Origin of the sequence: Psychrobacter sp. 5A.1, from assembly GCF_030407455.1 — a bacterium.
Lineage (GTDB): Bacteria > Pseudomonadota > Gammaproteobacteria > Pseudomonadales > Moraxellaceae > Psychrobacter.
On record NZ_JASDDJ010000104.1, the window covers coordinates 1 to 4,844 of the forward strand.

General features: G+C 42.6%; 5 protein-coding genes. 3 read left to right on the forward strand and 2 right to left on the reverse strand.

Features of this window, described 5'->3' with window-relative positions; translation table 11 throughout:
* The first annotated feature begins 208 nt into the window (after positions 1 to 208).
* Positions 209 to 745, forward strand: a complete 537-nt coding sequence (gene aroQ, locus QL982_RS14025; protein WP_290164878.1) for a type II 3-dehydroquinate dehydratase — start codon at positions 209 to 211, stop codon at positions 743 to 745.
* A 123-nt stretch (positions 746 to 868) separates the two neighbouring features.
* A complete protein-coding gene (locus QL982_RS14030; protein WP_290164879.1) occupies positions 869 to 2,170 on the forward strand; it encodes an AarF/ABC1/UbiB kinase family protein in 1,302 nt (433 codons plus the stop codon).
* Positions 2,171 to 2,204: 34 nt separating this feature from the next.
* Here the strand turns inward: QL982_RS14030 and QL982_RS14035 are convergent, their stop codons facing one another.
* The gene (locus tag QL982_RS14035; RefSeq protein ID WP_290164880.1) at positions 2,205 to 3,035 is read right to left on the reverse strand and encodes an ion transporter; all 831 of its coding nucleotides are present in this window, start codon (positions 3,033 to 3,035) and stop codon (positions 2,205 to 2,207) included.
* Positions 3,036 to 3,353: 318 nt separating this feature from the next.
* Between QL982_RS14035 and QL982_RS14040 the strand changes: the two genes are divergently transcribed.
* Positions 3,354 to 4,103, forward strand: a complete 750-nt coding sequence (locus QL982_RS14040; protein WP_290164881.1) for a YebC/PmpR family DNA-binding transcriptional regulator — start codon at positions 3,354 to 3,356, stop codon at positions 4,101 to 4,103.
* Positions 4,104 to 4,256: 153 nt separating this feature from the next.
* Here QL982_RS14040 and QL982_RS14045 read toward each other — a convergent pair whose 3' ends face one another.
* Positions 4,257 to 4,643, reverse strand: coding sequence for a hypothetical protein (locus QL982_RS14045; RefSeq protein WP_290164882.1), 387 nt, complete (start codon positions 4,641 to 4,643; stop codon positions 4,257 to 4,259).
* Positions 4,644 to 4,844 lie beyond the last annotated feature (201 nt).

The following is a 4,844-nucleotide window of genomic DNA, read 5'->3' on the forward strand; positions in this document are numbered from 1 at the left end:
TAAAGTATTCGATCTGGTATTCTTTTATATTAACTATGGTTATGTCTGATGACAGCATACTTTTTAGAACACCACCATAATTTGGATACAAGGAAGCCGAGTGAAAGCACTACAAGTAGTAGGCTAAGCGAGACTGACACCGTACCCAATTGATAGAAGATTGACTATAACAAACCATTACCATCGTTCAATAGCTACAGAGATCATTATGACGCCCTCTACTCCTTCAAAAACAGCCAAAAAAACGCCTGACCAAGATATCGAGCAAACGCTGACTCATAAATTATTACTGGTAAATGGGGTCAATCTAAATTTGCTAGGTAAACGAGAGCCTGATATCTATGGTTATACGACGCTGGCAGATATAGAAAAACAGTTAGTCGAGCGCGCCGCTCAGTACGGGATTGAATTAATCTGTGTACAATCCAATCATGAAGGCAAACTGGTGGATGAAATCCAACATCATGGACTATTAGCAGAGACAGCCGCGCAAGTAGATGCCATTATCATCAACCCTGCCGCCTTTACTCATACTTCTGTGGCCCTACGTGATGCCCTATTGGCCACGCAAAAACCATTTATAGAAGTGCATTTATCGAACGTTCACGCACGTGAGCCTTTTCGCCATCATTCTTATTTGAGCGATGTCGCTGTTGGTGTGATTTGCGGTTTGGGACAGCGGGGGTATCACATGGCCTTAGATTATTGGCTAAACACTATGTATTCGATCAATACCAACCAGTGATCCATCGTTACTGATTTTCTGGTAAATTATCCCTTTTTTGCTCACACATTAGTCAAACAGTAATGTCGTGATTAAAATAATAGTATTATGACTGAGTAAACAACCCATTATACGGTGACATGAATGGCAAAATCGTCCGGAAAACGCTTTATGAAACTCGCTGGCATGACAGCAAGTATTGCCGGCAAAGCAGCTAAAAACTCATTTAAGCATCTCTCAAGTGACGAAGAGAAACGTTTGCAAGCCCGCTCGGAGCTGATGCAAGACGTCGGTATTCAGATCGCTGAAACGTTGGGTGAAATGAAGGGTGCGGTGATGAAAGTGGGACAAATCGCCTCTCAATATAAAGACGTGTTTCCACCTGAGGTCGCAACTGCCTTAGAAAAGCTACAAAAAGATGCGCCGCCGATGCCATATGCACAGATACGTGCACAAGTCGAGCGCGAGCTTCAAGCACCTATCTTAGAGTTGTTTAGCGAATTTGAAGAGACGCCGTTTGCCGCCGCATCTATTGGACAGGTGCACAAAGCCGTTTTGGCATCTGGTCAAAAAGTCGTGGTTAAGGTTCAATACCCTGATGTTGATGAAAACTGTGATAGTGATCTCAAACAAGTACGCATGGCGCTAAAAATCGCTGGTGTGCTCAATATGAGTAAACAATTACAAGAACAGCTCTTTAACGAGATTCGTCAAAGCTTGCATGATGAGTTGGACTACATCAAAGAGGCTCATAACTTACGGGTGTTTGGGGCTTTTCATGCAGAAGACGAAGGCCTTATTATTCCTAAAGTGATTAGCAGCCACTCTTCTAAACGGGTTTTAACACTGACCGAAGAGATGGGAGACACGCTCACAGTCGCCGCAACGTGGGACAACGATATCAAACAAAAAATTGCCGAGCGCCTGTTTCACTTTACCGCCGGACAGCTATTTGGTTTGTACCGTATGCACTGCGATCCACATCCTGGTAACTTTGCCTTTCGCAAGGATGGCGCGGTCGTGGCTTATGATTTCGGTGGTATTCGTAGCTATAGTGACAGTGAAGTTCAATTGTTCCGCCGCTTTGCCAAACATGCTATTAAAGGCGATGTGACCGCCCTTGAGCAAGATCTGGTTGCCTTGGATATTCGCCGTGATGATGACAAAAACATACCTGGGGAATTTTATGAAAAGTGGTTGTCAATTGGTCTAAAGCCGCTGTCCATTGAGCCTTATCAAAAAGGAGCTTTTGATTTTGGTAGTAGCGATGTACATCACGAAGCCATTGCCCAAATGCGTACGTCATTGAAATACTTTGGTCAATTCCAGCCTTCTGCGACGACGATGATGCTAGATCGTACGGTATCAGGACAGTATTGGAACTTGGTCAACCTAGGCGTTGAGATTGACCTCTCACCACTCGTCAATGAATATATCGAAATGTAGCAGATGAGAGCGTCATGCTCTGTTGAGGCTATCTCTAAATATGTAGTGCATGCCCACAGCGATCGCAAAAATCTGCGCCGACGGCATGACCGAACTTGCCGCAGTTTGGGCACGTCACAGGATTGAGTTGAGGACGCATATTACGTGCCAGCTCAGAGGTAAAAATACCGGTAGGTACGGCAATGATCGAATAACCCGTAATCATGACCATACTCGCAATCGCTTGACCCAGCGGCGTTTTGGGTGACATATCACCATAACCGACCGTGGTCATCGTGACGACCGCCCAATAGATAGACAGTGGAATACTGGTAAATCCATTTTCTGGCCCTTCTACCACGTAGATAATTGAGCCAAAAATCGTGACCAATAGCACCAACGATAAAAAGAATACCGTGATTTTTTGCTGGCTGGTTTTGAGCGCTGAGGCCAAAAAACCTGCTTGTTGCATATAAGCTTTGAGCTTGAGTACCCGAAAAATACGTAAAATGCGCAAAACACGTATCACTAGTAGATACTGCACACCCACAAACATTAGGCTCAAGTAACTGGGCAGCACGGACAATAAGTCCACAATCCCAAAAAAACTAAAAACGTAACGTAAGCGGTTAGGTGCTGAAAATAACCTTAATGCATATTCCATCGTAAATAAAATGGTAAAAAACCATTCTGCATAAAAGAATATAGTGCCATACTGCAGGCGCATGTACAGCACACTGTCAAGCATGACCACGGCCACACTGGCCAAAATCGCCATCAACAACACAATATCAAAGAGCTTACCCAAGCGGGTATCTGTGCCTTCAATAATGATATGAATGCGGTTACGCAAGTGGGTGATGGTTTCAGCGGTTGGTTGCTTCATAGAGTCAGTAACTTCATAAAATCAATGGTTTGATAGCATCCAGTAACTTAAAGTGTGATGGATTAGCCCAAGTTGGTCAAAATACACAAAACTGGTTTATAATATTGCTCACGTATCGTAATGAATACAATCTATAAGTTGCCACAGTGTAACAAAAAAGCACTCTCAACAACATACAAATCGTTAACGTGTCATTAGCTCTATTATTTTAAAGAGATGGAGCCATCTATATGATAAGGCACGTGACTTAGCACTAAAGATGATGACTAAACACTTTTTTAAGCACAATAAATAATACGCAAAACTTAAGGATGTTATATGGCAGGCCATTCAAAATGGGCAAATATCAAACACCGTAAAGCCCGTCAGGATGCAGTACGAGGTAAGGTATTTACCAAAGTTATTCGTGAAATTGTTTCTGCTGCCAAGCAAGGTGACCCCGACCCTAACAAAAACCCACGCCTACGTGCTGTTATCGAAAAAGCACTATCAGTCAACATGACCCGCGACACGATCAACCGTGCTGTCGATCGTGGTACAGGTGGCGGTGACAATGAAAACATGGAAGAAGTCAGTTATGAAGGCTATGGCGTTGGTGGTGTGGCCGTATTGGTAGAAACCTTAACCGACAACCTCAATCGTACCGTCAGCGAAGTACGTCACGCTTTTACTAAAAATGAGGGTAATCTTGGCACCTCAGGCTCAGTGGCTTATCTGTTTACAAAACGCGGCGAAATCACCTTTCATGACACAAGCCTAGAAGACGACGTCATGTTGGCCGCACTAGATGCTGGCGCGCTTGATATCGAAAATGATGGTGAAAGCTTGCTTGTCATTACTGAATGGGAAAGTTTCGGTCAAGTCAAAGATGCGCTTAATGCGGCAGGTCTTATCTCTGACAATGCTGAAGTGACGATGTCACCGTCTACCACGGCTGAGATCGACAATGTTGATGATGCTGAAAAGATCATAAAGATGATCGATATGTTAGAAGATGCGGATGATGTGCAAGAAGTCTATAGCAATGTGAACTTCTCTGCGGAAGTCATGGCTCAGCTTGAGGGGTAGCTCACCTCAAGCTTATTCCTGCTTGTAAAGCAAGCATCATACTGCCATGTAAACTCAGGCATATTTATCGTTAAATTACAGCACTGTTAGTATCTATTAGATGGTACTAGCAGTGTGCGTATGCTGGGAGCATCTGATATACCTTATTCTCTATCAAAACCCCAGAGCTTTATTAGCCGATGCATTCAATATGGTATCCACATCTAGCCTTTCTAAATAAGAAATTAGTTTGTCAATTTCTAACTCAAAAGTTTCCTGTGTATTTATCATCTCTTGGAACTCAATTTTCTGATATTTTGGCCGTCGTTCTGATCTTTCTTGCTCACTCCTTTCAAAAGACTCCTTACTATACTTGTATTCATTCATTTTATGATCAATGTATTCTTGGCGATAATATGTCACCAGCTTGTCATAGTCAGGCTGCTTGGTTAACTTTGCCATAATTAAGAGTACATCAGGCTTAGGAATGTAGTTACCATAGTTATTTTTATGGAGGCTGAGCTTATCGTCTTTATCAGCGACTAAGGTATCGTATAGCATCGGTAAGCTACTACAAGCATTATAAAAATATAACATCATATCCACGCAGCGGTCGATTTCGTTCTCAAATTCCGCTAGCGTATAAGCTCGATTACAGTACTGTCTAGATATTTTGTATGCTCTTATATAGTACATCCTTTATAAAAGTGGTACAGTTCTTTTAAAATAAGCGAAAAGTAAAAAGATTATGACTTATTCAGC

Bases quoted from the DNA above. Each gene is read 5' to 3' on its own strand.
- aroQ (WP_290164878.1), top strand. From the start codon at position 209: ATGACGCCCTCTACTCCTTCAAAAACAGCCAAAAAAACGCCTGACCAA.
- QL982_RS14030 (WP_290164879.1), top strand. From the start codon at position 869: ATGGCAAAATCGTCCGGAAAACGCTTTATGAAACTCGCTGGCATGACA.
- QL982_RS14035 (WP_290164880.1), bottom strand. From the start codon at position 3,035: ATGAAGCAACCAACCGCTGAAACCATCACCCACTTGCGTAACCGCATT.
- QL982_RS14040 (WP_290164881.1), top strand. From the start codon at position 3,354: ATGGCAGGCCATTCAAAATGGGCAAATATCAAACACCGTAAAGCCCGT.
- QL982_RS14045 (WP_290164882.1), bottom strand. From the start codon at position 4,643: ATGCTATACGATACCTTAGTCGCTGATAAAGACGATAAGCTCAGCCTC.